The sequence below is a fragment of the Ruegeria sp. AO1 genome, from assembly GCF_056535985.1.
On record NZ_JBQFJC010000002.1, the window covers coordinates 112,608 to 136,741 of the forward strand.

Consider the following 24,134-nt stretch of genomic DNA (forward strand, 5'->3'; position numbering starts at 1 on the left):
ATGGTGAGGTCTGGCTTTGTTTTCTCGATGATCGCAACTTTATCAGTTTCGGCATCCGCTTTTGCACAATCTTCATCTGTCCAGACCGCTGTGGACGAAAACTTCTTAGAGCTTGAGACTGCCGTTTCCGAAGCGGGAGCTGCTCCAATTGCATCGATAGATCACGCGCGCCTGGCCAAGGCCGAAGGCGTCGAAATGCCAGCATCTCGTGTACTCGTTTTCTCTGATCCAGAGGTAAACACACCTATACTGGAGGAGAACATACGTGCAGGTCTGGACCTTCCTTTTCGCGTTCTCTCATTCGATCAGGATGATCGCCCGCAGATCGCCTATACAGACTCTCAGTTTCTCAAAGTGCGGCATGGTCTGAATGACACCCAAGCGTTAAATACATTTGAGAGCAAGCTGCTCGAAGTTCTGAACGGCTTGGATGCAGCACCAGGGCCGACTAACGGATTGTTTGCCGACTATGGGGTTATCGAACTGCGATCTCAGCTCAGCGTACCAAAGGCAGTGGAACGTCTCAGTAAAGCAGTGATGGAGCAGGACGATACTGTGTGGTTTGGGAAAATCGATTTTGCGACCGAAGCGTCCCAACTGGGGGTGGACCTGCCGGAGGCGGTACTTTTACTGTTCGGCGGACCAGCGCCCGGTGGTGTGGCTATGGCGGACTTTCCGGCAATTGGTTTGGATGCCTTTTGCCAAAAACTATTGGTTTACGCGAATGAAGAAGGCGGCTCCGTAGTCATTTTCAATGACATCGCTGCCTTGGCAGAGTTGCACTACGTTTCTTCAGCCGAAGCTCATCACGGTTTGAACAAACGGCTGACGGATACATTTCGGACGGCTATTGAGTAGCCGCTGCTTAGAAAACGCAATAGAAACCCAATAGCGATTGGCTGTCTTTTCGTCGTCAGCCTTGGGCTCCAACCAGACCTTCGATGACACCGACGCAAACGGCCGCTTTGGGCCGTCCTTGCATCGGCCATTGTCGGCAGCATCCCAAACGTTGACTCCCTTAGCGCTTCTACAAACCCTCCTTTAAGAGAGCTGTTTGAACCGCGGACTTGGCCTCAATTCTTCGATAATGTTCGCGAAGCGCCGGCCATTGGCTAATGACCAGATCCTGAGCCTCGAGCCAGCGGCACAATGTATATAGATAGACGTCGGCTATCGAAAATTCTTCACCTAACAAATATGGGCCATTTTGCAGCGAAGCTTCTATAACTGCGATGCGCTTCGTTAGATGCTGACGACCTACTTCAAGAAATGAGCGTGGTGTATCGCGTCGGTAGAGCGGGCTGAAACTCTTGTGAATTTCCGTGGCTAGGAAATGTAACCATTCAAATGAGCGAAGTCGTTGATACTCACCAACCGGCCGCAGCTTTGCCTCGGGCGCGCAATTGTCCAGATATTGAATGATGACCGGGATTTCGGTGAAGACCTGTCCGTCCGAAGTCTCTAATGCGGGTACATACCCTTTTGGGTTTACGTCCAAAAAACTCTGGCCTTCAGAGGTTCGGCGCGTCGTATAGTCGACCTGCACAATCCTAAAGTCTCGGCCAGTCATGATGAGAGCAACGTGAACTGTCAAGGAACACGCGCCGGGCATGAAGAAGAGCTTCATTTTAGCGCCTCTGGATACAAGCTTTGAACATCGTCCAAAAGCACCAGCGCAAGATCGTAGGGTTTCAGGGTTGCTTCCTCAATCTTGTGGCCATCGCCATCCAAGTCCGTGGCCACAAACTGGTCTCCGGGCTGCAGCAAACAGCTATCGCCGTCGCTCGTATCAATGCGGATGGTTCCCGACAGAACCGTCCCAAGAACAGGCGTGGGCGCGCAATGCCACGCGTCCCGATACCCCGCAGGGTGGTGCATCATGATGACCCCCGTTGCCTTGATCGCTTGGGTAATTTCGTAGCCACCTGGCGAAGGAGGGGTGAATTCTCCCTCATGCGTCGCCCACACCTCCTTGGATAAATGGGTTACGCCATTGGCATCTGCTTGAATGTGAACATATTCCATCACGTAGCCCTTCCTATCACGCCGAAAGCGTGCGCTGTGAGGGCACGCAATGGGTTCTGGCAGGTTGGTGCCATTGGCAGGCAATGTCGTTCACCATCAACAACCAGTTTTCGCCTTCTCCTGGCCAGTCTTCTTTCTTCATCCGGACCTTGCCAATATGGCGGAATCCATTGGCTTCATAGGTCGATATAGCGCCGGGGTTTGCATTGCTGACAGACAGGGAGACCGGATCGCCAGTCCCTGCTGCGGTGTCTTGTGCGTTCTGAAGCAGAGCGGATGCAATGCCAGCGCGCCGGAAGCCTGGGAAAACGGCAATGGCATTGACATACACAGTACCCAAAAGGCGGTTGTCGACCTCGTTGAAGGCCCGCGTCATTGCGGACACCCCATCCAGAGATTGCCGTTTGGTGATGCGATAGGTCAGGATTCCACCAACTGGTTCACCGTCGATAGCCGCGATCCTGAAGACCTGTTCCGGATCGTGGATTTTGGCGATCATGCGCGCGGCGACACATTGGTCGTAGTCCTGTCCGGGCTTCAGCCCCTTTTGCCACAGATAAGGCGACAGGCCGTGGCTTGCGAGCTCAAAGACCTGACGCAAGACACCCGCGTCCTTATCCGCACCAGTTCTGATCTTGATGTCGGGCATCTGATTACTCCGGTTGCAATGGGCTGATGTTTACGAGGCCGTAGCGTCACACATGGCGACAACATGACGATGATCGGTGCCGCAACACCCGCCCATGACTTTTAGATTGGGCAACAGTTTCGACAGCTCAGCGTAGAGATTTCCAAGCTCAATCGGATCGCCGTCATCCAGTTCTGCGGCCTCGTCGAGTTCTGCATGACTCATCCGCGACGCATTTGCGCGCAGCCCCATAATCCGGCTGGTCCATTCGCCTTGCAAAATGTGGGAAAAGTGATCGGGATGGGCGCAATTGATCATGAAGTAAACCGGGTAGCCGTCGGTCGCGTGATCGACGGCGCGGATTGCATCTCCGAGGTTTTCACCGGAAGGCAAACGCCCGTCTGTTTCGACCGTAAAAGCAATCACGACGGGAATGCCCACGGCTTGCGCGGCCTTGGCCACTCCAATCGCTTCGTCGTTGTAGGTCATCGTGATCGCGGACACCATGTCGGCGCCAAACTCGGCGAACCAACCAATTTGTTCCGTGTGGTAGGCTTGGGCCTGCGCGGCGGTCATCAAACGGGACGGCGCATAGCCATCGTCTTGCGGGCCAATGACGCCGTTTACGATAAATGGGCTTTCATGGGTTTCAAAACGGGCCTGGAGCGTTGTAAGTCTGCTAATCGTTTCACGGTGAATGGCGCGCAGGTCGTCCTGTGACACACCCAGTTCTGCTGCCCACCGCGCGCTGGCCCGCCAGGTTGGCGTATCCATGATGAAACCGCGCTTTGCCTCAATCGCAACCCGCGCAAACCGGTCCATATAGGCGTCCATGGCGGCCATCCCCGCTTCGCTTTCAAGCGCTTTGAAGGCGGCGAAAAGGGGAAGATCGATACCATCGTGAAAGATCAGTGAGGTTTCCAGGCCGCCGTCGGTAATCATGTGTTTTCCTGCCATCTGAGGCAGCGCGTCACGATATTTCATGGGTCATCCTTCCAAATGCAAAACGTTGTATGAAAAGACGTACCGATGAGCCGGGGCAGGTGCTTGAGCCGGACCTGAGAAGAGTCTGAGAATTTGCCGAGGTTTGCGGGTGAAGTTTCTTTCGATAGGCTGACGCCATGGAAGTAGTGATTTCTGATGCCCGGATTGATTTTGACCGGATGACTGCGCAACAAGGGTCAGATTTGCGTCGTCTCACTCGGCAAACGGCCGGTATCCTGCGCGCTTTGATTGATGCCGATGGTCAGGTCGTCAGCAAGGACGACCTGATCCAGCTCGTCTGGGATGGCCGCATTATCACCGACGCCACGCTTTCGACCGCCATCAAAGAGGCAAGGCGGGTTGTCGGCGATTCAGGCGCGTCCCAGAAGATCATCGAAACCGTGCACGGCGTCGGGTTCCGACTGGTTGCAGGGGTTGAGAACCAAACAAGCGCCCCGGTGCGGACGACAAACGAACCCACCCTTCTGATCCTGCCCTTCCGCAGCCTGAGCCCGATAGAGGCGGACCAGCAGATCGCCGATGGTTTCAGCGAAGAGGTCACGTCCAGCCTCACTCGGTTTCGTAACCTTCGCGTCCTGTCCCGCCTGACGGCGCAGCATATTCAGACCAACAAGATCGGTCAATCCGAAATCGCGCGCGACTTTGGTGTCGATTTCATTGTCGAAGGTAGCCTGCGTCGGTCCGCCGAAAGACTGCGCGTGACCGTGCAGGTCAGCGACATTGCCACTGGCGAGATCGCGTTGATGGAGCAAATCGACCGCGCAGGGGACATCCATGACATCTTTGACATTCAGGACGAGGTCGGGCTTTTGATTGCAGGCCGGGTTGCCACCCGACATGGCGAGATTGATGTCCGGCACCGGCAGCGTACTTTGGCAGGTCAGGCGCAGACATGGGACGTCTATGCTGCTGTGGCGAAGTTTTACGAGTTCTACAAAACATACAATCCCGCGCTTCATCTGGAATTGCGCGAACAGCTGCCCGAATTGCTGAAAGCCGACCCCAAAGCCTCTGATGGGTGGGCGGCGCTTGCGCTCATCTATTTGCAGGAAAAGCGATTTCACCTGAACGAACGGCCGGATGCAGATGTGCTCACTCTCGGCCTGAATGCGGCAAGGCGTGCCGTGGAAAGCGATCCGCAAAGCGGCTTTGCGAGTATGACACTGGCCTTGTGTCAGTTTCATACGAATGACCTAGCCGGGTTTCGCGAAACATCTGAAATGGCGCTGAAACTCAACCCAGGTCACGCGGATATCCTAGCCGAGATTGGGCAATGCCACGCGTTTCTTGGCGCGTTTGATCGTGCAATTCCACTTCTTGATAAAGCAATCGAACTAAGTCCGGTTCATCCAGGCTGGTATCATTACCCTCATGCCTGGCGTCTTGCTCTTGGCGATTATTGGAACGCCGCACTGTTGGAGATCGAGAAAGTGCCTATGCCCGGGTTCTTTTGGTATCACGCGCATCAGGCTTGGTTCCACGCGGAGCTTGGAAATGTTGAGGCCGCCGAAACGGCGAGGCTGGAACTGTTGAGAAACCGCCGGAACTTCGAAGCAACCGTTCCAAATGAGATTGTGTTCAGTTATTACGCCGGTCCGTTGGTTCAAAAGGCGTTCGATGGTTGGAGAAAAGCAGGGTTGAACGTCAATCTGCCACTCGACCTCGCGAAGCGCAAAAAACCAACAGCGGGCTGAAGAAACTCGCGTCAGCGACGACGTAAGAACAATCAAAACAGACCTAAGCCTCTGTAGTTGCTTGCAGCCTCGCACACACTTGCCCTTCTGAGCGTTTATTTTGTCCGGGTGGTTGTCTTCACTGAACCCGCTTCTTTTGGGACGTACGTCTAAAATCTCAGATTCTTCTCAGGCTTAACTCAAGCACGCGTTGCAGCGATCCTCTAGGTCTTTCGGATAACAGTTTACGAACGCCTGCGACCGAGGAGCCCTCTCGGTTTCAGCATATCAATCCAATTTCTGGACGAAGGAACAAGAAATGCAGTCGCGAATTGCCGTTTTGCTCGCTGCCGACGTGGTCGGGTATTCCGCAATGATGAGCAAGGATGAGTCTGTGGCCATCGATGCTGTTCAGGCGCTCAAAAACCAGGATCTGGAACCAATTGTCACCGAAATGGGCGGTGAGGTGCTGAAGAGAATGGGAGACGGATGGATCATAGCATTTTCATCGGTCGGAGCAGCGCTTGCGAGCGCAAAAGCAGCTCAATCAAACCTGCATATCAAACCGGGCGTCAAACTCAGGATCGGCTGTCACATTGGTGAGGTCAGCTTTGACGAAAACGATTTCTACGGGGCTGGCATCAACATCGTGCAACGCATACAGGCTGAGGCGCCGCCGGGAGGTTTGATGATTTCGGAAGACCTATTCCGACAACTCGCCGACGATAACCGTAGTGACCTGCAGGATGCAGGGACGTTCAGCTTAAAAAACATCACTCAGCCGGTTCGGCTCTATCAGTGGCGCCCCAACGTCAATGCACTTCCTCAGCAGGGTCAGGTTCCCTCGATCATTATGCAATCGGTGGATTGTGCACCTGGTGACAGCGAAACAAACGCGATCGCGGGTGACCTACGCGAAGAGCTCATCGTACGCCTTTCGCGTCGCAGGGGTATTCTGGTTTTTGATGGACATTCAAGCAAATCGGATGATGCCGTTTATGACCTCAGAGGTCGGCTTCGCCTCTCTGGCGGAAAGGGAAGGCTTACTCTCAACCTCACACTGCGTTCTGAGGCGAGATCCGTGTGGTCGCGGACCTATACCCTTCCTGCAGAGGACATATTTTCGTTTTGTGACGAGGTTCTTGAGCTTGCGGAGGGAGAATTACGCCTGCAAACGAACGCGTTTGATGGAGACAGGCTTGCCGGTATATCAGTCAATGAACTTAGTGTCTCAGAACTTCGTGCGAAAGCAGCAAACGAATTTTACAAGGTGACATTTGAAAGCTGGTCTACAGCTTTGGATTTATTGAACAGAGCGCTCGATCTCAATCCAGATGATGGAGTTTCTCTGGCGATGCGTGCCGAAGCGCAAATCATGCTATTTGGGGCGCGACGTGAATGCCTGCCAAGTGCGCTTCAAAAATCGTTGCAAGACGACCTGGACAAGGCCGTCGTTCGAGCCCCTCAAAGCGATTATGTGTTTTGGTGCCGGGGATTATATCGCGCCACTGTTGCCAAAGATCCGGACGGTGCACGAGCAGATTTAATCCGTAGTTCCAGTATCAACCCAGCGTACAGAGAAAACTATGAACTTGAGGGGCAAATTTGCCTTTTGGAGGCGAATTTCAAGGGTGCAGTTTCGGCGTTTTCTCGGCTTATTGACCATGGCGAAAGAGATCCACTTCAGCCGTACCGCTTGTTCCTGCGCGGCATCGCCAGGTTTTGCGACAAGGATTATGAAGGCGCTGAAAAGGACGCGGCGATGGCGTCCGATTTACGTCCCAACGAAGCGGGTCACCTTTATCTACGTGCTTTTGCACTCGAGTGCTTGGGCAACTCCCACAACGCAAATGCTTATCTGAATCGCGCCAAAAAGATTGATACACAACATGCTATTTCTACACGACTTCCGGTGCTGCCCACTGAGTTCAACTCGACATCGGAGAAATTTCGGTCGCAGTGCAAAGCTGGTACTTAGCTCCAAGCTAGGGCTTGTTCGGCATTTCACTAATTTCATCGCTTCTTGTTCTTCGCTCGCGCAGCGAATGGCGGTAATGTGGGCGCGATCGCAGAATAGTGGCACCGCGTCGAGTGACCGGTTTGGGCCGACCACATCGCCGAGATCTAGCCCCGACAAATGCTGCTGCGGATGCTTTGATGGCGGCAACGAGCCCATAGTGCTTAAAGCTGCATCAAACACCAAAGTCCGCTTTCTGGTTCCAAAATTTCAGAAGTATCAAAAATCTTGGTGAAGAGGTCCACAGGAATGCGTGTGCTTCTAGTAAATCACTTCTATCGACTGGCTTGATGCCGCGAGTGTCGCGACATGGGATTTTAGTATGTCAACGAACTGGTCACGCGCTTTGTTTGGCTCTGAGTGAACTGGAAAGAGAAGCCCAAACGACATCCAGCGTTCGGGTGTTATGGGGATCGTTCGAATGCGATCTCTATCTACGTCGGCCGCAACAAGCTCATCTGCTATTGTGACACCACCGCCATCTGCTACGAGAGCACATGCCAGCGAAGAAGATGCGACTTCGCAAGTCTGTATTGGGAGTATCCCTGCGGATCGAAACATATCGTCCAATTGATCGCGCAATAGCAGTCCGTGCATGAGGCGGACAACAGGAACTTCAGCCAGATCGTCAATGGAAACTTCCATCAGATCGGCAAGCGGATGATTAAATGGTACGACGGCTTGTGCTCTTACGCGCAATAGCAGCTCGGTTTGGATGTCGGGGTGTTCGACGGGAAGCGCGCCAATACCCACGTCATATTCCCGACCCGCCAACCACTTCCCAGCCTCTCTGCGGGCACGTACATCTAGGCTAACATTGGTATCAGGGTTTGCCTTAACAAATTGACCGACAGCAGGGGAAGCCAGAGCGCGAGCGATGCGCGGCATTGCGACGATCCGAAGGTTCTGGGTGCGGCCTGCACGAATCTCAGCGGCGATGCCAGGGATCTCATCCAGGTTATCGAGGATGCGGCCCGCTTCGCGATAGAAGGCCAGCCCCTCGGGTGTTGGGGTTAGGTTCCGGCCGCTTCGATCAAAGAGATCAAGCCGCAATTCTCCCTCAAGACCGGAAATCAAACGGCTCACCGCCGGTTGTGAAAGGTGCAGTATGTTTGCTGCTGCTGCGAGTGATCCCTCAGACAGCGTAGCTCTGAATGCACGAAGCGCTTTGATGTTCATGTTCGCCACCGTCACTTACATAATTTGCAAGTAAACTAAACATATTTGCATTTTTCGCAATCTCCGTGATCTGTTAGGTGAGAAAAGGAGAGAAATTAGGGAGGACTCTATGAAACGCAGAACACTCATTTCTGCCGCACTGGCAGGCATCGCCCTTGCGGCAACGGCCACAGCCAGCTTTGCGGCTGACTGGCCCAAACGCCCGATCAACCTGGTTGTGCCCTACAAGGCAGGCGGCGGCACTGATGCCTATGCCCGCGCTATCTCAGCAGCAGCCGAAGGCATTTTGGATGTGCCGGTTGTTGTCGTGAACAAACCTGGCTCGGGTGGCTTGAATGGTGCCAATTCTGTCGTCGGCGCCCGGCCCGACGGCTATACTATGATGATGACCTCTGGTGGCTCATTCTTGCTATCCACCATGACCCGCGACACTGACATTGATGCGCTGGACAGCTTTGAGTTCGTCGCACAGGTCGGCCAATTGCAAACCTCGCTGATGGTCCCGAAAAACAGCCCGTTCCAGTCTGTTCAAGACGTGATCGACGCGGCCAAAGCTGATCCTGGCTCGCTTCGTTGGGCGCATTCAGGCCGCGGAGGGTTCCACCATGTGGGCGGTCTGGGCTTTCTGGCCAATAACGGCATTGAAGCGCAAGACGTTCCATTCAAAGGTGGTGGCCCGACCCGTGCTGCTCTCATCGGTGAGCAAGCCGACTTCGGCTTCTTGGGCGTACAGCAGCTTGCCGGTTTCGAGGACCAACTGCGCGCACTGGCCGTCAACAGTCAAGAACGCGACGGCATCATGACGGATGTGCCTGCCTTTGGAGAATTGGGCATACCGTTTGCCGCAGTTTCCTCGCCGGTGATTGTTTTCGCCCCGAAGGGCACGCCTGTTGAAGTGGTCGCGGCAATGGAAACAGCGCTGGAACAGATCGCAGCAAAACCTGAATTTGCTGAATTGCTGGCGTCGCGCGGCACTGGTCCGGTCTATCAGAACGGCGCAGACGCCAGAGCAACGCTGAGCTCTATGAAAGAGGACGCAACCCCATTGGTGGAAAGCTTGACCAACTAAGTCCTCATGACCGGGGGGTCGATGATCTCCCGGCTTTTTCTGCCCACGCATTATTAAGGGAGGATGACATGCGCGCTTATGCCGAAGGTCTCGTGCTGGCCATCGTTTCACTTGTGGCCATCTGGGGCGCGTGGCAGGTGCCCGCTGCATCGCCCGGCGACACCTGGGCCGGGATCGTGCCCTTTGCTGCCTCCGTAGCTCTTCTGGGCTTGTCGGGCCTCTTGTTGCTGGGTGCATCCCGTCAGACCGGAGATGTCACTACAGCAAGCGGAGACAGCGGCGCCACTATGCAGATCATCGCGCTGTTCATCATTGCGCTGATCTACCAACAGTCATTCCGCTGGTTTGGCTACTTGATGCCCACGGCCATAGTGGCTCCCATCGTGCTCTACATGTTCGGTGTGCGGAGCTGGATTGGTCTTGCGGTTTCCGTGGTCATCTGCCCGTTGGTGTTCCACCTCATCTTTTTTGTGCTGCTTGGTGTCTTCCCGCCCTATGGCGAAGTGTTTGACCTGCTCAGCTGGATACAGGGGTAAGTCTCATGGAAATTTTTCCCGCCCTTCTTTCGGTCATCACCGACCCAATGCTGCTCTTTGCCATCGTCCTTGCCGCTGCCGTGGGCATGATCGTGGGCGCAACGCCCGGTCTGACAGCCTCGGCTGCAATCGCAATGCTGTTGCCCATCACCTTCTATATGTCGCCGCTCTTTGCGCTGGCCTTTCTTTATGTGATCGGAAAATCCGGGCGCTATGGCGGCTCTATTGCGGCGATCCTGTTCAATACGCCTGGCACTGCCGCGAGCGCCGCGACGCGGATTGACGGCTATCCACTGGCCCGCGCTGGAAAAGCGGGCAAAGCAATGAAGGTTGCCACGATCTCCTCCGTGATCGGCGATCTCATGGGCGACATTCTGTTGGTTGTTGGCGTGGGGTTCATCGCCGCAATTGCGCTGAAACTCGGACCACCAGAGACCTTTGCCATCTACTTTGCAGCCTTTGTCGTGATCGGCTCGGTAATCGGAAAATCCATAGTCAAAGGTCTAGCCTCCGCGCTCCTGGGTATTCTGGTTGCAATGGTGGGGCTCGATCCGATTTCCAGCGAAGAGCGCTACACGTTCGGCTCGTTCGATCTTTCCAATGGCATCGGCCTGGTGCCGTTGATGATTGGCGTTTTTGTCTTGGGCGAAGTCTTTGCGCAGCTTGAAGAACGCCGCAAAGCAACTGGCGAGACCAAGGAAAACGAAAGCTCAGCTGACGGCAATGATCTGACATGGGAGGAATACAAACCCTGTCTGCCCCATGCTGTGCGGGGCGGGTTCATCGGGGCTGGTATCGGTGTTCTGCCGGGTCTTGGGTCAGCTATTGCGGCGTTCATCTCCTATGGGGAAGGCAAGCGCCGCGCGAAGAACCCTGACCAATGGGGCAAGGGCGCATTGGAAGGTGTCGCCGCGCCAGAAGCCGCCAACAACGCGGTATCCGGTCCGTCCATGGCTCCGCTGCTGACATTGGGTATCCCGGGCTCGACCATTGGGGCGATCCTGTTGGGCGTGTTTCTGATCCACGGCATCCAGGTTGGGCCGACGCTGTTCCTGACCGACAAGGAACTTGTCTATAAGCTCTTTGCCTGCGGTATGCTCGGCATCCTTGCTTATGGCCTGATCGGCTATTTCGGTGCCACGCAAGTCGCGCGATTGATCCTGAAAATTCCGACCAATGTGCTCTATCCACTGATCTTCATGACGGCCTTTGTTGCAGCCTATTCGGCGCGCGGCTCGATGTTCGATGTGACAGTGATGACTTGTGCTGGTTTCGTCGGCTGGCTAATGCGCAAATATGATTTCAACATTGCGGCCTTCGTGATCTCGTTCGTTCTGGCCAAGGGCGCAGAAGAAACATTCCGGCAATCCTTGCTGATGTCCGACGGCGGTGCACTGATCTTCGTCGAACGCCCCATAGCGCTTGCCTTCCTGATCCTTGGTGCCGGGGCGATTGCTTTCCGCATTCGTGGCATCATGAAAGAACGCAAATTGGCGCAGGGAGGGTTGGGCGATGCTTGAATGGCAGCTCATGCAAGGCAGCTTTTCCAGCACAGAAATGCGCCGCATCTGGTCTGAGTCCTCGACAATCTCCGCATGGATCAAAGTCGAACAAACGCTGACGCGTTCACAAAGTGATGCGGGTCTTGTGCCGAATGAAGCTGTTGTTGCACTCGACGGGTTTTGCATCGGAAAGCTCGATCAGGAGCGCTTGCGGCAGGACATGTCGCTTGTCGGGCGACCCATTGTGGGATTGGTCGGGCAACTGCGCGAACACGTCGGCGAGGATCTCGCCAAGTTTGTCCATTTCAATAGTACGACACAAGATATCATGGACACAGCGCTTGCGATGCAAATGAAGCTCGGTCTGGCGACCGTGTTGAGCGACCTCGATCAGCTCGATTCCTCCCTTACGGGCCTGATCGAGGCACACCCCAATACGCGGTTGATCGGGCGCACCAACGGGCAACACGCGATCCCAATGCTGCTCCGGACCAAGTTTGAAGTCTGGCGCGCAGAACTTTTGCGTCGTCGCGAGGTGATCACCGAAGCGGAAAGGCGCGGGACGCTGGTTCAGGTCGGCGGACCCTTAGGCGATCTGTCCAACTACGAAGATGGAAAAGGAGCCGAGGTAAAGGCCGGCATGGCTGAGGCACTTGGGCTGAACGCAGCTGAACCACATTGGCAGAACGCACGTGATGGCGTTGCCGACATTGCCTCCGCACTCGGTGGGCTTTGTGCGTCGATCTGCAAGATCGCGCACAACATCAACTTGCTCTCATCCAGCGACATCGGGGAGATTTACGAGCGCCATAAAAACGGCAAAGGCGCCTCGTCCTCCATGCACCACAAGCGCAACCAACGGGCCAGCGAGTTTGCCGAAGCTGTTGCAAGGCTTGGGCGCCAAAGATCGGAGCAAATCGGAGAACTGACCCTGCACCAGCATGAGCGTTCAGGGGGTGTCTGGGTCGGCGAATGGGTGGTGGTGCCAGAAGTTTTTCTACTGACCTCTGGCGCGCTGTCCTGGGCAAAGCGGATGCTTTCAGACCTCACGGTCAAAGAAGATCAGATGGCGGAAAAGATAGCCTGAGCCTACACGAAGACTACCAAAGCTCGTACGCTTTTGTCTCCAGTGAACACCACCGTTACTGGCTGCTCGATAAGAGCAGCCGTTGGCGCACCTGCAGCGAAAGAACGGTTTGTCCGGCGATCTGTGAGTTCGAACCAGACCAGATTTTGCGGCTGCAGCGAATGGCGGCAATTCGGGCTGCCGATGCGGCATCCGAGCGGTGCCCTGGATGTCTCCTCTGGGCCGACGTCAAAAGAGGACAAGCTATCCAATCAAAAATGAATTGGCTTGTAGCGCAACATCCAACGGTCCAAACCATGGTGCATGCGCATCTCCGGGCAAAAGCTGCAGCCGTGCGGCTGGGATCGACCGTGCCAACCATTGCCCGTGATCAACTGGAACGGCGTGATCTTCCTGTCGGTGTAGTACAAGGGTTGGGGCCCGAACGTTCGATGCTTCGGTCTTGGCGTCTATCGTCCAACTTAGTTCAAGCATTGCGGCAGCCTGCTCCGGATCGGCGGCAGCACGTTGTTGGGCCGCAAAACGACGCCGAGCATCCGCATCTGCCGAAGGAACGAAGATGTCTGCAAGCGCGCGGGATCCAACGCCCCAATGCTGCCGGATCAGCGTTAGTAACATGGCTTGAGACTCTGGCGGCGCCAGATCTTTGCCCGAACCGTAGGCACCGTAGAAACAAATGCGATCAATCGTTGCGGGGTGCGCAACAGCGTATCGTATGGCCACAGGCCCCGCCGCCGAAATCGCCAATAATGAAAAACGCTCAGCGCCAAACGCCGCAACTATATCCTCAAGCAGGGCGACCTCATCCTCCAGTGTCTGGTTTTGTTGTGCATCTCGGCTGAGGCCCGAGCCCGGCCGGTCATAACGTATTACGCGCAACCCTTTGCCCAGCGTCAGATAGAACTCCTGAATATCCGGGTGATCGTGCCACAAATCAGACGCGGTGACCCAAAACGGAGGGATAATGACGAGCGGGCCGTCACCTTGAACCGCATATCCAATGGAGCGGCCTTTTCGATCCGTTACATAGCCGATCTCGGGTGCGGATTTGGCCACCTTTAAATCATCAGGCTCTGAAGCGGCAAAGGGCGCGGGCTGGGGAAAACTGCCAAATGGCGCATCGACTTGCCCATCAAAGCGATACCCTATCTTTGGCAGCGTGCGAATAAATCGCTGCGAGCGACCATCGTCGCCGATAGCCTTTCGCGCGCTTTTGATACGGCTGGTAATCGCGTCGTCCGAGATCGCCCGCCCACCCCAAATCTGCGCGATGATCTCGTCTTTGGTGACAGTACGCCCTTCGGCCTGAACCAAAAAAACCAAAAGATCAAAGACCTGAGGTTCAATATGTTGTGCGACCTCATTGCGTACCAAAGTGCGGCGGTCGAGATCGAGAACGCAGTCGGAGAATGTATAAATCACCGGCCAAGAACCTCAGACATCTGCGGGTTGGCCCTGTGCAGGGCGATCAGGCGATCTGATAATCCAGCGTTTCTTCATTGCTTCTCCAGAACTCCGCCAAGTGCATAACGCAAAACCCCGACATGGTTTCAGCATCGTCACCTGACAGAGAGCAAAACCATGTCTTTATACAATAAACATATCCTTCCCCGAATTGTCGATTGCGGTTGTGGCGGGCGCGCCTTTGAAGGGCAACGCAAACGAATTATACCCAAGGCGCGGGGTGTCGTTCTGGATTTGGGCGTCGGCACAGGGCTGAATATTCCGCTTTATGATGAGGATCGCGTCACCAAACTTGTCGGTTTGGACCCCTGCCAGAGCAGCCTAAACATGGCGCAGAAACTGACCAATCAAACAAGAATTCCTGTCGAACTCGTGCAGGGCTTCGGCGAGGATATCCCACTTGAGGATGGCTGTATCGACACGGTGGTGCTGACCTACACGCTCTGTACGGTTCAGGATGTTTCATCGGTGCTGAGCGAGATCCGGCGTGTGTTGCATCCAAATGGCGAAGTACTGTTTTGCGAACATGTCAGCGCGCCAACGCTCTGGATTTCACGTGTGCAAGATATCGTACAGCGCCCCTGGGCCTCGCTGCTTGGCGGTTGTAAATTGAACCGTCGCGCGGCCACTGCACTTCGCCGCGCGAAGTTCCGTGTCGATGCAGACACCAACAAACTGAGCGGTGTGCCAATCCCAATCGCTTGGCAAACAACCGGAAACGCGAGGCCGCTGAAGTCAGGCGAGCGCCCTGACCGCTGCCCAACCGGCCCCGATCTTCATCTGTCTATCTAATCCTCTAACAGGAGTCAGTTTCATGACTAAACATGTATCGGCAGATTATTTTCCGTGCATTGATCGCGGAACTGGAGCGCCCATATTATTCGTCCACGGTGCGGCTTGCGATCACCGGATCTGGGAGCCTCACGTACAGAACCTGTCTCAGCGGTACAGATGCGTCGCTCCGACCTTACGCTGGTTCGGGCAATTCGACTGGCCAGCAAGTGCATTGGAGTTCAATGAGAAAACCCATGCAAATGACCTTGCTTCCATCATTGGAAATCTCGATTGCGGCCCGGTCTTTGTTGTGGGGTGGTCCTATGGCGCAAATGTCGCCCTGCGCCTGAGCGTCGACAGGCCTGACCTGGTCTCGGGTGTCGCAGTCTATGAGCCCAGCTCAACAAGCCTGGTCAGCGCACCCTTGGATATAGCGATGCATCAATTGAGCATGATGGAAACCTTTTTGCCCGTCACCGAGGCCGCCGCAATGGGCGACGGGATTGAAGTGTTGAAGGCCTTCGTCAGCGCTGTGGGCGAGCCGGACACATTCGACAAACTCACGCCAGACTTTCGCCAAATCTGTTTGGACAATGCACACACGCTGATCCCTCTGCTCAGCGCCAAGCATCGCTTTTCTTCAGTGACAGCTGCTGAACTTGAAGATCTAACGATGCCGGTTCATGTGGCATGGGGCGAGCATTCAGGGGATGTGTGGGCAATCCCAAGCAAAGCTGCCTCCAGCCTACCGAACGTGAGTGGCCACCCAATCCCCAGAGCTGATCATATTTGGCCGGCAAAAGACCCAATGGCATTCGTGTCATGGTTGGACGCCGTGCTTCATCGGGAGCCCAATAACGGCGTCACTTTGCAGCCCCGGCAAACTTCGGCAATGTGTGCTGTGAGCGCAGCATCTGAGGTACAGGTCGAGTGACACTTATGGGCCGCCCTCTCGGACGGCCCATCAACTTAGATTTCAATGGCTTCGGCGATCGCTAGGGCATCCTCAAGTTCCACACCTAGATATCGCACGGTGCTGTCCATCTTGGTGTGGCCAAGGAGAAGCTGAACAGCTCGAAGGTTTCCGGTCTTCTTGTAAATCTGAGTAACCTTGGTTCTCCTCATTGAATGGGTGCCGTAGGCGCTTGCCTCTAGACCGATCGACGTGACCCAACCGCGGACAATCCGTGCGTATTGGCGTGTCGAGATGTGCATGCGTTCATGAAATCGGCCCGGCCAAAGGTACTCGGAACCGACCATCAGTTCGTCTTCCATCCACTTCTCAATAGAGGCTCGTGTGCCTTCGGATATCTCAAAGCGCACAGGTTTTTGAGTCTTGCTCTGAAGGACCGAAGCCCGTTCCTTGATTTGACCGGATGCCATGACATCGATGACCTTCATCTTCACCAGGTCGCAGCCGCGCAACTTACTGTCGATCGCCATGTTGAACAGCGCTAGGTCTCGATGGTTCTGAGCCAATTCAAGTCGCACTCGGATTGCCCAGACGTGCTTTGGTTTCAATGGTCGCTTCTGGCCGATGATCCGTCCCTTGTTCCAAGCGGGGCGGAGCGCGCGAATGGCAGGTAGGTTTGGTGTTTCCATGACTGATCCTCCGATCCGCCATGCCCTCCCATAACGACAACCAGACGTTGACGCGAACACTTTAACACAACATGCTGCTCTGCCTCTTGGTTCCGGAAGGAGCCCAGAATGACCGATGCTGCGCGCCGAACGAAGGTCCGGACTACCAGATTGCTTAGTTTCCTAAGGCTTCGTCGCAATCTGGCTCACATAAGACATAAAGCCGAAGAAGGTCTTTTCGATCACCCGACGTCTTGCCTCTGTCTTCAGTGCCTCTGCTGTTTCAGGGAACAGTAAGCGCTCTTCGACCATGCGATCCGCACCTCGGTCAATAACGGTCAGGAAATATGTCGCCTCTCCTTCGGCGACGTATCCATGCCCTCTGCACGCTCCAAGTTGAAAACCAGTCTTAGCAAGCATGCCGGAGATTTGTCGCATAATCCAAAGATTGGTGACGTTTTGATTAATCATGAAACGGATGAGCTGATCGAGCGGGTCAAAATTTGCTATCTGTGCCGTCGCGGTGTCGTAGTCGCCGTCGCAGACTGCCAACACACCGCCCGGCTTTAGGATGCGGAATGCTTCCTGAACTACGTCTTCGGGGTCAGGCACATGGCAAAGCAAGGTATGCATCAAAACAAGGTCGAATGATGCGTCTTCAAAACCTGTGTTCTTGGCGTCGCCGATTTCGAAATTGAGACGCGTATCATCGCCAAAGCTCTTTTTGGCCCGTTCCACCATAATCGGCGAGGGTTCGAGCCCATGCGCAGTTGATGCGCCAGCAAGGTCCAATAGGTCTTTAGTCACATGGCCGGTACCAGACCCCAATTCCAACGCAATTGCATTGCTCGGGAGCTCTAAATCATTCAGATATGCTCTGCGGATTGCTACCTGTGCAGGCTCAAGACAGCGGGCTTCCATCGCTGCTGCAATCCGTTCCTGGATCGCAGGATCCTGCGCTCCCAAATTAGAATATGGATCAGACAAAGCTTTGCTCCTCGAAACAAATCACACATCAACACGCTAAGCTTACTCCGCCTCGAAATCAAAAAAGCAGACATGTGGGCAAGTTGATCTGACAGTGGCTTTGTCTGCGTTTCGCGAGTTCAGGCAGCCTTTGGTTTTGCGCTCGCAGCGAACGGCAGGTTCGACGGGCCGCGCCGCAGCATGGAGACTGTGGGGTGAAGGTCCGGTATGGGCCGCCCTTGAAGGCGACCCGAAGTTGCTAGATTTCGATGGCCTCGGCGATTGCTAGCGCGTCTTCGAGCTCGACGCCTAGGTACCGCACTGTACTATCCATCTTGGTGTGTCCAAGCAGAAGCTGAACCGCCCGCAAGTTGCCTGTCTTCTTGTAGATCTGCGTCACCTTGGTTCGCCTCATCGAATGGGTGCCATACGCACTCGCCTCCAATCCGATTGATGTGACCCAGTCACGGACGATCCGCGCATATTGGCGTGTCGAGATATGTAAGCGCTCGTGGAAGCGGCAAGGCCAAAGGTACTCGGAGCCGACCACGAGCTCGTCTTCCATCCATTTCTCGACTGAGGCGCGTGTTCCTTCGGAAATCTCAAAGCGTACAGGTTTCTGTGTCTTACTTTGTAACACCGATGCCCGTTCTTTGACTTGGCCCGAGGCCATGACGTCGACGACTTTCATCCTCACAAGATCGCAGCCGCGAAGTTTGCTGTCGATGGCCATGTTGAAGAGCGCCAGGTCGCGATGGTTCTCTGCCAACTCAAGGCGGACACGGATCGCCCAGACGTGCTTAGGTTTCAGTGGTCGCTTCTGGCCGACAATCCGTCCTTTGTTCCAAGCGGGTCGAAGCGCGCGAATGGCTGGTAAGTTTGGTGTTTCCATGACTGATCCTCCGATCCGCCATGCCCTCCCAGAACGACAACCCGACGTTGACCAAGCACTCTACCACAAGATGCTGCGCTTACGCTCAAGTCGGCATATAGCCCAAGTTGCTCGATGCTGCGGATTGCATAAATGTCCGAAACCAATGTTTCGGTTGCATGACCTCAGATGTTAACGCGCATGCCAGATTTGGTGCGATCCATAGCAACAAAAGTTCGAAACTTTCGGATGTTGTCATTCGGAAAGAAGAGACGCTGAGTCAGGTCTTCATACTCGGACATATCTCCGACGATCACGATCAAAATGAAATCTACTTCTCCGGTGACATAGTAACACTGCTGGATTTCGGGCGCTTCTTGGAAGCTGCGCTTTATTTCATCAATTCGGCCTGAGGTTTCTGCCCGTAGTTCAACCTCCACGACTATGGTTAGTGGCAGCCCGACAGCCTTTGGGTCGATCTGGGCGGTTTGAGCTAAAATGATCCCGTTGGATTCCATCTTCCTGATCCGCCGTTGCACAGAAGCAGTAGAGAGATTTACGGTCTCGCCGATCTGGCGTTGAGGCAGCGTGCAATCTTGCTGCAAAAGTTTAAGAATCGCCAGATCAAAGGCGTCCAGTCCTAATAATGAATATTCTCGTGCCATTGCTTGAATGTGCAAAAATTCACCGCAGATTGCCAGACAATAGAGGTCCTTTTGCGATCCATGTGAGGTATTTTTGCGTGAAAGCACAGAAAGGACTTCCGATGTTCCAGCAATATGAAACCGCAAAAGCCGACTTTGTAGCCGTTGAGCCAAGGTTTCAGTCTGAAGTCATGGAAACACTTTCGCGAACAGGTTTTGACGAGGCAGAGGCCGAAATCACCGCCTGGGAGGGATACAAACCAACACCTTTCTTGGACCTAGCCCGGCTCGCGGACATTCTGGGCCTCAAGGCCGTCTATTACAAAGATGAAGGCCCTCGGTTCGGACTAGGTAGCTTCAAGGCCTTGGGCGGAGCCTATGCAGTGCTGCGCTGCATTCAGCGCGAATTGTCTGATGCTGAAGGGCGCAAGATCAGTGTCGAAGAGATCAGGAATGGGCACTTTGCGTCTCAGATATCTGCAATGACCATCATATCTGCGACCGATGGCAATCACGGACGATCTGTTGCTTGGGGTGCACAAAAGTTTGGTGCGAAATGTCGAATCTACATCCATGCAGAAGTGAGTGCGTTTCGGGCCGATGCGATGCAAAAATTGGGGGCAGAGGTCATCCGGATCAACGGAGACTATGACGCGACAGTCGCGCAAACGCGGGTTGATGCAGAGGAATTCGGCTGGATGATTGTGTCCGATACGTCCTGGCCAGGGTATTATCTGCCCCCTCTGGACGTGATGGCAGGATATGGAGTGATGGCGCGAGAGATCGTGCGAAAACTACCGAAACCGCCAACGCATGTATTCCTTCAAGGAGGCGTTGGCGGCCTTGCAGCGTCGGTGACTGCAGCTTTTCATCAAGAATGGGGCAAGGCGGCACCGCGCAGTATCGTCGTTGAGCCCGAGCTGGCACCATGTCTGTTTGCCAGTGCCAAGGCGGGGGCGCCAACATCTGTCAAAATTGAAGAGGAGACGCTAATGGCAGGGTTATCATGCGGCGAACCTTCTCAGATCGCTTGGAAAATCCTAGAAAATTCCGTTCATGGCTTCATGACAATACCCGAAACTTTGGTCGCTCCGGCTGTGCGAATGCTGGCAAATGGCCAAAGTGGGGACTGCGGAATTGAAGTCGGTGAGAGTGCCGTGGCTGGCTTGATTGGTTTAGTCTGCGGCGCAACAAGCCCCTCACTACGAGATGAGTTGAAACTAGAGACAGAGAGTCGGGTGTTGATTATTGGCTCCGAAGGCGTCACTGACCCAAACCTGTTCCAGGCAATTATGGCGGATCAAGATTGATCGCTTGATTTGTCGAGCGCAACACAAGTCTGCGAGCTATCGATCTGTGAATTCACGAGTTATTCAGCTCCAGAAATTATTGGCCTTCGCAACCGTCTGAAAATTTGTGGCCACCACATGCGATACCATCGTCAGGCTGTCAGCATTGTTCGCGTAATCCGGGCGCATACGGCCTCGTGCTTCATCGTCAGGTTGGGTAACCTTTACCGCCATGCGTGACAGCTTGATCGCAAGTGCATAGCCCTCTTCTGGGGTGTCGGTTTTCAGCGTAGGTAACCAGGACATAGGGTTCTCCTTTTTGTGTTGATTGCGGGTACCCGCACGGTCGGACTCCCGAGGTTTTCGGTTCGTTTTTCCGCCAAACGCACACCCACACCGTGGGCATAGATAGCGGAGCGTGCTGCAAGTATGGGGTCGTCAAACACCTGGAAGTCATCTTTGGCGGAATTGCACTCAGATTTGTCAGCCTGTGCGGTCAGCGGGGTGGCTGCCAATCCTATGGTGAGTTTACAGGTCTTAATCATCGTTACCTTCACTTAGGTTAGATTATGTATAATTCGAGAACTAACTATTTGCTTTAAGAAGATCAAGTGCTATTTTGATTCACGACCACCGATCACAAGCAATCAAGGGAACTCCAGCTTTGCCAGATGATTACAAGTATGAGATTCCCGACGATCTAACACTTGATTTGCAGCTTTGTTTTGCCGTTCACGCTGCCTCAAACAAAATCAATGATCTCTACCGGCCGCTTCTGGCCAAACACGGCCTGACTTATGCACAATATACGACGCTAATGGCTTTGTCTGAAGACGACGGCATTTCGATCACTCAGCTGGCCACGCGGCTCGGCGTTGCAAAAGCCACGATGACGCCATTGTTGCGCAAGCTGGAAGAAAAGGCGCTGATCACGCGGAATATGGACGATGGCAGCGAACGCCAAAAGTCAGTCAAGATCACCGAAACGGGGCTTGCCCTTCTGGGCCAAAGCTGCGACGCGACCAAGACTGTCTTCGCTCGCACAGGTTTGACGCAGAAGCAAGCAGACGATCTTATTGCCTTGTGCAAGAAGATATCAAACAACTGAAGATGGTGGTGGAATAGCAAACATTCGAATAAGTCAGATAGATCTCAGCTTCGTCCCGCAGATTGCGTGTTCGATCTCTGCCGAACTTTGCTAACGCAGCGAAGGTCCGGTTCGGTGAAGCTGCAATGCGGCGGCGCGTGACCCGATGAATGTCCGGTTTGGGCCGTTCCGTACAAGGGAGAGTGGTGCGGAGGACCGAGCTTTCGCCGTGGATCGGGACCTTCAGTTCATGCGCGGAGCGCACTTTCGGGTCGACGGACGGTGATCTAATCTCACGACCCGCTTCACCCCAGTTCTTGGCGGCGTTAATCTCCGGTCCGAGCAACATTGAAAGGAGGCGCCCCATGTCCCTCTTCTCCAAACTCTTCGGTGGCGGCGAAGAGTCTGAACCGGAGCCAGTCTTGTACAAAGGGTTCGAGATTTTCCCTGACCTGATGCCCGAGGGCGGCAAATACCGTTTGCTGGCCCGTATCGAAAAGACCATCGACGGAGATCGTAAGACCCATTCGGTGGTTCGGGCGGATGTGTTTGAAAGCCGGGATCAGGCCGAAAGCTTCAGTATCGCCAAGGCGAAGCAGGTAATTGACGAACAGGGCGAACGCCTCTTCAGCTCCGGAATCCAGTAAGTTGATATCCGTTGGGCGATCGGTGGATGCCATGAGAGGCTTCTTGCGCGCCACCCCTGACTTGGTCCAAGCGTGCAAGTCTGACAAAACGGTTTGGATCCGATCCTGAGGATCGGACAGTTTGCCGATGGCCGCATCGGTAAATCAAATGGGACGCTCGGCCGGCGAGTTTTACGTATCCAATCGAATGTATTTATCGAAATTTTCAGAAGTGAATGTGCGGCGGGTAGGTAAAGTCGACATCAAGGCGCATTCAGGTTCTGAATCCTTTTTGAAGAATTCATCTCTCAAAGTCATTGGACAGAAGCTCTGTAGCAAAGGATAGTGATGGCATGGAGCTGAACGCAGCCATACCTGTCCACCTGATCCACGTCGACCCTGACCTCAACATGGCGCGGTTCTATGGGATTGAACTGCAACCGACGCTGTTTGGGGAAGTGTCTGTCCTTCGGACCTGGGGGCGTATTGGCACAACCGGTCAAGCTATGAGGGTGACGTATGATGACGAAGCCCAGGCTAGTGAAGCGCTCCGAAAACTTGAGACACAAAAGCTCCGTCGAGGGTATGTGCCCGTAGGTGGTTAGTATCACCCACCAGTGATCGTAGATCTTTCCTCTCTCAACCCGGTTGAGCGATCTATTCTTTGGCCACCCGGCCAGACTGGACATGATCACCAAGATTTTCCAGCTCGTCCTGACAGGCTTCAGAAATTCCCTCTGGCAAATTGTAAGCTTCAATATCTGCTTCGATCTTTCTCAAGTCAGATTCCAGTCCCATGGATTGGAAAGCATCGACTTCTCGAAGGCGGTAAATCAAACGTTCAATGAGCAAATGATGGGCCAGCATCCGGCCCAGCAGTTCACGAACTACGGGTTCTTGCATGCATCAGTTCTCCTCAATCCGCACAGTAGGCACGATCGGAATTCCGGGGTCAATTGTGGAGCTTAGCTTGAGGGGAACCTGCGAAGATCGGCGCTTGACGTTCTGTTCGAAGCGAGAAAGTGCGATGCGACTTTACCCCCATGCAAATCCCGCTCCAGCCGGCACGTGATCTGCATGGATGGCGAGGTGGACCCGGCTAGATACCGGGAACACCCCAGACTTCGTACACGTTATGCTCGGTATGCCGTGTAGACTAATCGGTCACCGACAATAAGGAATGGCAGCTCGCGGGAGCCGGTGGCGATTTCGCAAACAAGCGCGGCGCCGGCCAGGAAGGCAGTGCGTCTGTCAGGAAACGGCGTGCGCTCTGGTGTTCCGACGCAGTTGGGCATTCCTGGAGGTACATGCTTGAAGGTGATGTTTGCGACCCAGCCGTTGAGGCGCTCGTCGATGTACAGTCCGAGTAGGTTATTACGTGTGGCATATGGCGGATCGCTCGCCTCAGGTTGGGGATCTGTCAAGCGGCCGGTGGCGTAGACGCCCGGTCCTCCCAGATGCGGGGATTGGATGCCGCGCGGCAGTTCCGAAACGGGTTGATCCTGGCCATCGGAACCGCCTTGCCGCAGCGGGCCCGGGCTTTGTCGTGCCTTTCCTTCGGCAGCAGTCTTTGCCTTCAAGATGCCGAGACCGTCTGCATCCGCATTCCGGCGTCTATGCTGAAACTGCCGGAAGATCGAAAACAGGGTGCCCCGTATGAACGCAGCCTGCGTAATCCGCGTTTGGCGGAAGCTCTGCAGGAGTATCGTCAGTTGTTTCGCCCGATCTTCGATGACGGTTGCGCGGTGTTTCCATCTATCAAATCCCGGAACACCGCAGTTAGTGAAAAACAGATCGGTCGATTGACCGGCAATATGACCGAAAAGGCCTTCGGAACCCGCATATCGATTCATCGGCTGCGCGACAACGTGGCGACGCAGGCCAGCGAAACCATGACTGCAACAGGCAGTGCCGCCGCCGCGCTGCTCGGTCACAGGTCGCAGGCAACCGTGGCGCGTCATTACGATCATTCGGAAGGCATTCAGGCGGCAGAGGAGTTTGGTGCTCTACTGTCATCCTATAAAGGAGCGGGCGTTGATCTTGACCTTTGATACGGCATTCAAAAACGCCGGCGCCCCGCGGTGATCTTTTTTGACCGGGAGTGACAAATG

26 protein-coding genes are annotated in these 24,134 nt (G+C 54.6%); 14 read left to right on the plus strand and 12 right to left on the minus strand.

What is annotated here, in order from left to right; all coding sequences use genetic code 11:
• Positions 1-858, plus strand: a complete 858-nt coding sequence (locus tag ACR3FB_RS18665; RefSeq protein ID WP_480566628.1) for a DUF302 domain-containing protein — start codon at positions 1-3, stop codon at positions 856-858.
• 169 nt (positions 859-1,027) lie between these two features.
• Here the strand turns inward: ACR3FB_RS18665 and gstA are convergent, their stop codons facing one another.
• Genes gstA through ACR3FB_RS18685 form a run of 4 tightly spaced genes read right to left on the minus strand, consistent with a single transcriptional unit; the run spans position 1,028 to position 3,637 of the window.
• A complete protein-coding gene (gene gstA / locus ACR3FB_RS18670; protein ID WP_480566630.1) occupies positions 1,028-1,627 on the minus strand; it encodes a glutathione transferase GstA in 600 nt (199 codons plus the stop codon).
• A complete protein-coding gene (locus ACR3FB_RS18675; protein WP_480566632.1) occupies positions 1,624-2,028 on the minus strand; it encodes a cupin domain-containing protein in 405 nt (134 codons plus the stop codon). The genes gstA and ACR3FB_RS18675 overlap by 4 nt, the downstream gene beginning before the upstream one ends.
• A gap of 13 nt (positions 2,029-2,041) precedes the next feature.
• Positions 2,042-2,674, minus strand: a complete 633-nt coding sequence (locus ACR3FB_RS18680) for a GNAT family N-acetyltransferase (protein WP_480566634.1) — start codon at positions 2,672-2,674, stop codon at positions 2,042-2,044.
• A gap of 30 nt (positions 2,675-2,704) precedes the next feature.
• Positions 2,705-3,637, minus strand: coding sequence for a homocysteine S-methyltransferase family protein (locus ACR3FB_RS18685; RefSeq protein ID WP_480566636.1), 933 nt, complete (start codon positions 3,635-3,637; stop codon positions 2,705-2,707).
• A gap of 137 nt (positions 3,638-3,774) precedes the next feature.
• On the opposite strand from ACR3FB_RS18685, the gene ACR3FB_RS18690 reads away from it, so the two are divergent.
• Together ACR3FB_RS18690 and ACR3FB_RS18695 are read left to right on the plus strand one after the other, a co-directional pair.
• Entirely contained in the window at positions 3,775-5,352 is a 1,578-nt protein-coding gene (locus ACR3FB_RS18690) for a winged helix-turn-helix domain-containing tetratricopeptide repeat protein (protein WP_480566638.1), read from the plus strand.
• 298 nt (positions 5,353-5,650) lie between these two features.
• The gene (locus tag ACR3FB_RS18695) at positions 5,651-7,309 is read left to right on the plus strand and encodes an adenylate/guanylate cyclase domain-containing protein (RefSeq protein ID WP_480566640.1); all 1,659 of its coding nucleotides are present in this window, start codon (positions 5,651-5,653) and stop codon (positions 7,307-7,309) included.
• A gap of 300 nt (positions 7,310-7,609) precedes the next feature.
• Here the strand turns inward: ACR3FB_RS18695 and ACR3FB_RS18700 are convergent, their stop codons facing one another.
• The gene (locus ACR3FB_RS18700) at positions 7,610-8,527 is read right to left on the minus strand and encodes a LysR family transcriptional regulator (RefSeq protein ID WP_480566642.1); all 918 of its coding nucleotides are present in this window, start codon (positions 8,525-8,527) and stop codon (positions 7,610-7,612) included.
• Between the two features lie 109 nt (positions 8,528-8,636).
• Between ACR3FB_RS18700 and ACR3FB_RS18705 the strand changes: the two genes are divergently transcribed.
• The 4 genes from ACR3FB_RS18705 to ACR3FB_RS18720 all read left to right on the plus strand — a co-directional run bounded on the left by ACR3FB_RS18705 (position 8,637) and on the right by ACR3FB_RS18720 (position 12,721).
• Positions 8,637-9,596 carry a tripartite tricarboxylate transporter substrate binding protein gene (locus ACR3FB_RS18705; protein ID WP_480566644.1) on the plus strand — a complete coding sequence of 320 codons (960 nt, stop codon included), beginning with the start codon at positions 8,637-8,639 and terminating at the stop codon, positions 9,594-9,596.
• Positions 9,597-9,664: 68 nt separating this feature from the next.
• Positions 9,665-10,132 (plus strand): tripartite tricarboxylate transporter TctB family protein, encoded by a 468-nt coding sequence (locus ACR3FB_RS18710; protein ID WP_480566646.1) that lies wholly within the window; start codon positions 9,665-9,667, stop codon positions 10,130-10,132.
• Positions 10,133-10,137: 5 nt separating this feature from the next.
• On the plus strand, positions 10,138-11,652 hold the full coding sequence (locus ACR3FB_RS18715; RefSeq protein WP_480566648.1) for a tripartite tricarboxylate transporter permease: 1,515 nt from the start codon (positions 10,138-10,140) through the stop codon (positions 11,650-11,652).
• A complete protein-coding gene (locus ACR3FB_RS18720) occupies positions 11,645-12,721 on the plus strand; it encodes a lyase family protein (protein ID WP_480566650.1) in 1,077 nt (358 codons plus the stop codon). Before ACR3FB_RS18715 ends, ACR3FB_RS18720 begins: the two co-directional genes overlap by 8 nt.
• A gap of 243 nt (positions 12,722-12,964) precedes the next feature.
• Here ACR3FB_RS18720 and ACR3FB_RS18725 read toward each other — a convergent pair whose 3' ends face one another.
• The gene (locus ACR3FB_RS18725) at positions 12,965-14,143 is read right to left on the minus strand and encodes an alpha/beta hydrolase (RefSeq protein WP_480566652.1); all 1,179 of its coding nucleotides are present in this window, start codon (positions 14,141-14,143) and stop codon (positions 12,965-12,967) included.
• Between the two features lie 159 nt (positions 14,144-14,302).
• On the opposite strand from ACR3FB_RS18725, the gene ACR3FB_RS18730 reads away from it, so the two are divergent.
• Positions 14,303-14,977 carry a class I SAM-dependent methyltransferase gene (locus tag ACR3FB_RS18730; RefSeq protein ID WP_480566655.1) on the plus strand — a complete coding sequence of 225 codons (675 nt, stop codon included), beginning with the start codon at positions 14,303-14,305 and terminating at the stop codon, positions 14,975-14,977.
• A 22-nt stretch (positions 14,978-14,999) separates the two neighbouring features.
• On the plus strand, positions 15,000-15,893 hold the full coding sequence (locus tag ACR3FB_RS18735) for an alpha/beta fold hydrolase (RefSeq protein WP_480566657.1): 894 nt from the start codon (positions 15,000-15,002) through the stop codon (positions 15,891-15,893).
• A gap of 35 nt (positions 15,894-15,928) precedes the next feature.
• Here ACR3FB_RS18735 and ACR3FB_RS18740 read toward each other — a convergent pair whose 3' ends face one another.
• The 4 genes from ACR3FB_RS18740 to ACR3FB_RS18755 all read right to left on the minus strand — a co-directional run bounded on the left by ACR3FB_RS18740 (position 15,929) and on the right by ACR3FB_RS18755 (position 19,129).
• Positions 15,929-16,561 (minus strand): tyrosine-type recombinase/integrase, encoded by a 633-nt coding sequence (locus ACR3FB_RS18740; RefSeq protein WP_480566659.1) that lies wholly within the window; start codon positions 16,559-16,561, stop codon positions 15,929-15,931.
• 162 nt (positions 16,562-16,723) lie between these two features.
• The gene (locus ACR3FB_RS18745) at positions 16,724-17,527 is read right to left on the minus strand and encodes a methyltransferase domain-containing protein (RefSeq protein ID WP_480566661.1); all 804 of its coding nucleotides are present in this window, start codon (positions 17,525-17,527) and stop codon (positions 16,724-16,726) included.
• A 238-nt stretch (positions 17,528-17,765) separates the two neighbouring features.
• Positions 17,766-18,398, minus strand: coding sequence for a tyrosine-type recombinase/integrase (locus ACR3FB_RS18750; RefSeq protein WP_480566663.1), 633 nt, complete (start codon positions 18,396-18,398; stop codon positions 17,766-17,768).
• Between the two features lie 164 nt (positions 18,399-18,562).
• On the minus strand, positions 18,563-19,129 hold the full coding sequence (locus ACR3FB_RS18755) for an Lrp/AsnC family transcriptional regulator (RefSeq protein ID WP_480566665.1): 567 nt from the start codon (positions 19,127-19,129) through the stop codon (positions 18,563-18,565).
• Between ACR3FB_RS18755 and ACR3FB_RS18760 the strand changes: the two genes are divergently transcribed.
• Entirely contained in the window at positions 19,120-20,331 is a 1,212-nt protein-coding gene (locus ACR3FB_RS18760; protein ID WP_480566667.1) for a diaminopropionate ammonia-lyase, read from the plus strand. The two genes, ACR3FB_RS18755 and ACR3FB_RS18760, sit on opposite strands and share 10 nt — an antisense overlap.
• A gap of 63 nt (positions 20,332-20,394) precedes the next feature.
• Here ACR3FB_RS18760 and ACR3FB_RS18765 read toward each other — a convergent pair whose 3' ends face one another.
• Positions 20,395-20,616, minus strand: a complete 222-nt coding sequence (locus ACR3FB_RS18765; protein ID WP_480566669.1) for a hexameric tyrosine-coordinated heme protein — start codon at positions 20,614-20,616, stop codon at positions 20,395-20,397.
• A gap of 358 nt (positions 20,617-20,974) precedes the next feature.
• Here ACR3FB_RS18765 and ACR3FB_RS18770 point away from each other — a divergent pair, with 358 nt between their 5' ends.
• The 3 genes from ACR3FB_RS18770 (at position 20,975) to ACR3FB_RS18780 (ending at position 22,628) form a co-directional block, all read left to right on the plus strand.
• Positions 20,975-21,418: a MarR family winged helix-turn-helix transcriptional regulator gene (locus tag ACR3FB_RS18770; RefSeq protein ID WP_480566671.1), complete on the plus strand. Its 444-nt coding sequence runs from the start codon at positions 20,975-20,977 to the stop codon at positions 21,416-21,418.
• 344 nt (positions 21,419-21,762) lie between these two features.
• Entirely contained in the window at positions 21,763-22,044 is a 282-nt protein-coding gene (locus ACR3FB_RS18775) for an HlyU family transcriptional regulator (protein ID WP_050605642.1), read from the plus strand.
• 332 nt (positions 22,045-22,376) lie between these two features.
• Positions 22,377-22,628, plus strand: coding sequence for a WGR domain-containing protein (locus ACR3FB_RS18780; protein WP_170662864.1), 252 nt, complete (start codon positions 22,377-22,379; stop codon positions 22,626-22,628).
• A gap of 52 nt (positions 22,629-22,680) precedes the next feature.
• On the opposite strand, the gene ACR3FB_RS18785 is transcribed toward ACR3FB_RS18780, so the two are convergent.
• On the minus strand, positions 22,681-22,926 hold the full coding sequence (locus ACR3FB_RS18785; protein ID WP_480566673.1) for a hypothetical protein: 246 nt from the start codon (positions 22,924-22,926) through the stop codon (positions 22,681-22,683).
• Positions 22,927-23,519: 593 nt separating this feature from the next.
• Here ACR3FB_RS18785 and ACR3FB_RS18790 point away from each other — a divergent pair.
• On the plus strand, positions 23,520-24,074 hold the full coding sequence (locus ACR3FB_RS18790) for a hypothetical protein (protein ID WP_480566675.1): 555 nt from the start codon (positions 23,520-23,522) through the stop codon (positions 24,072-24,074).
• Positions 24,075-24,134: the final 60 nt, after the last annotated feature.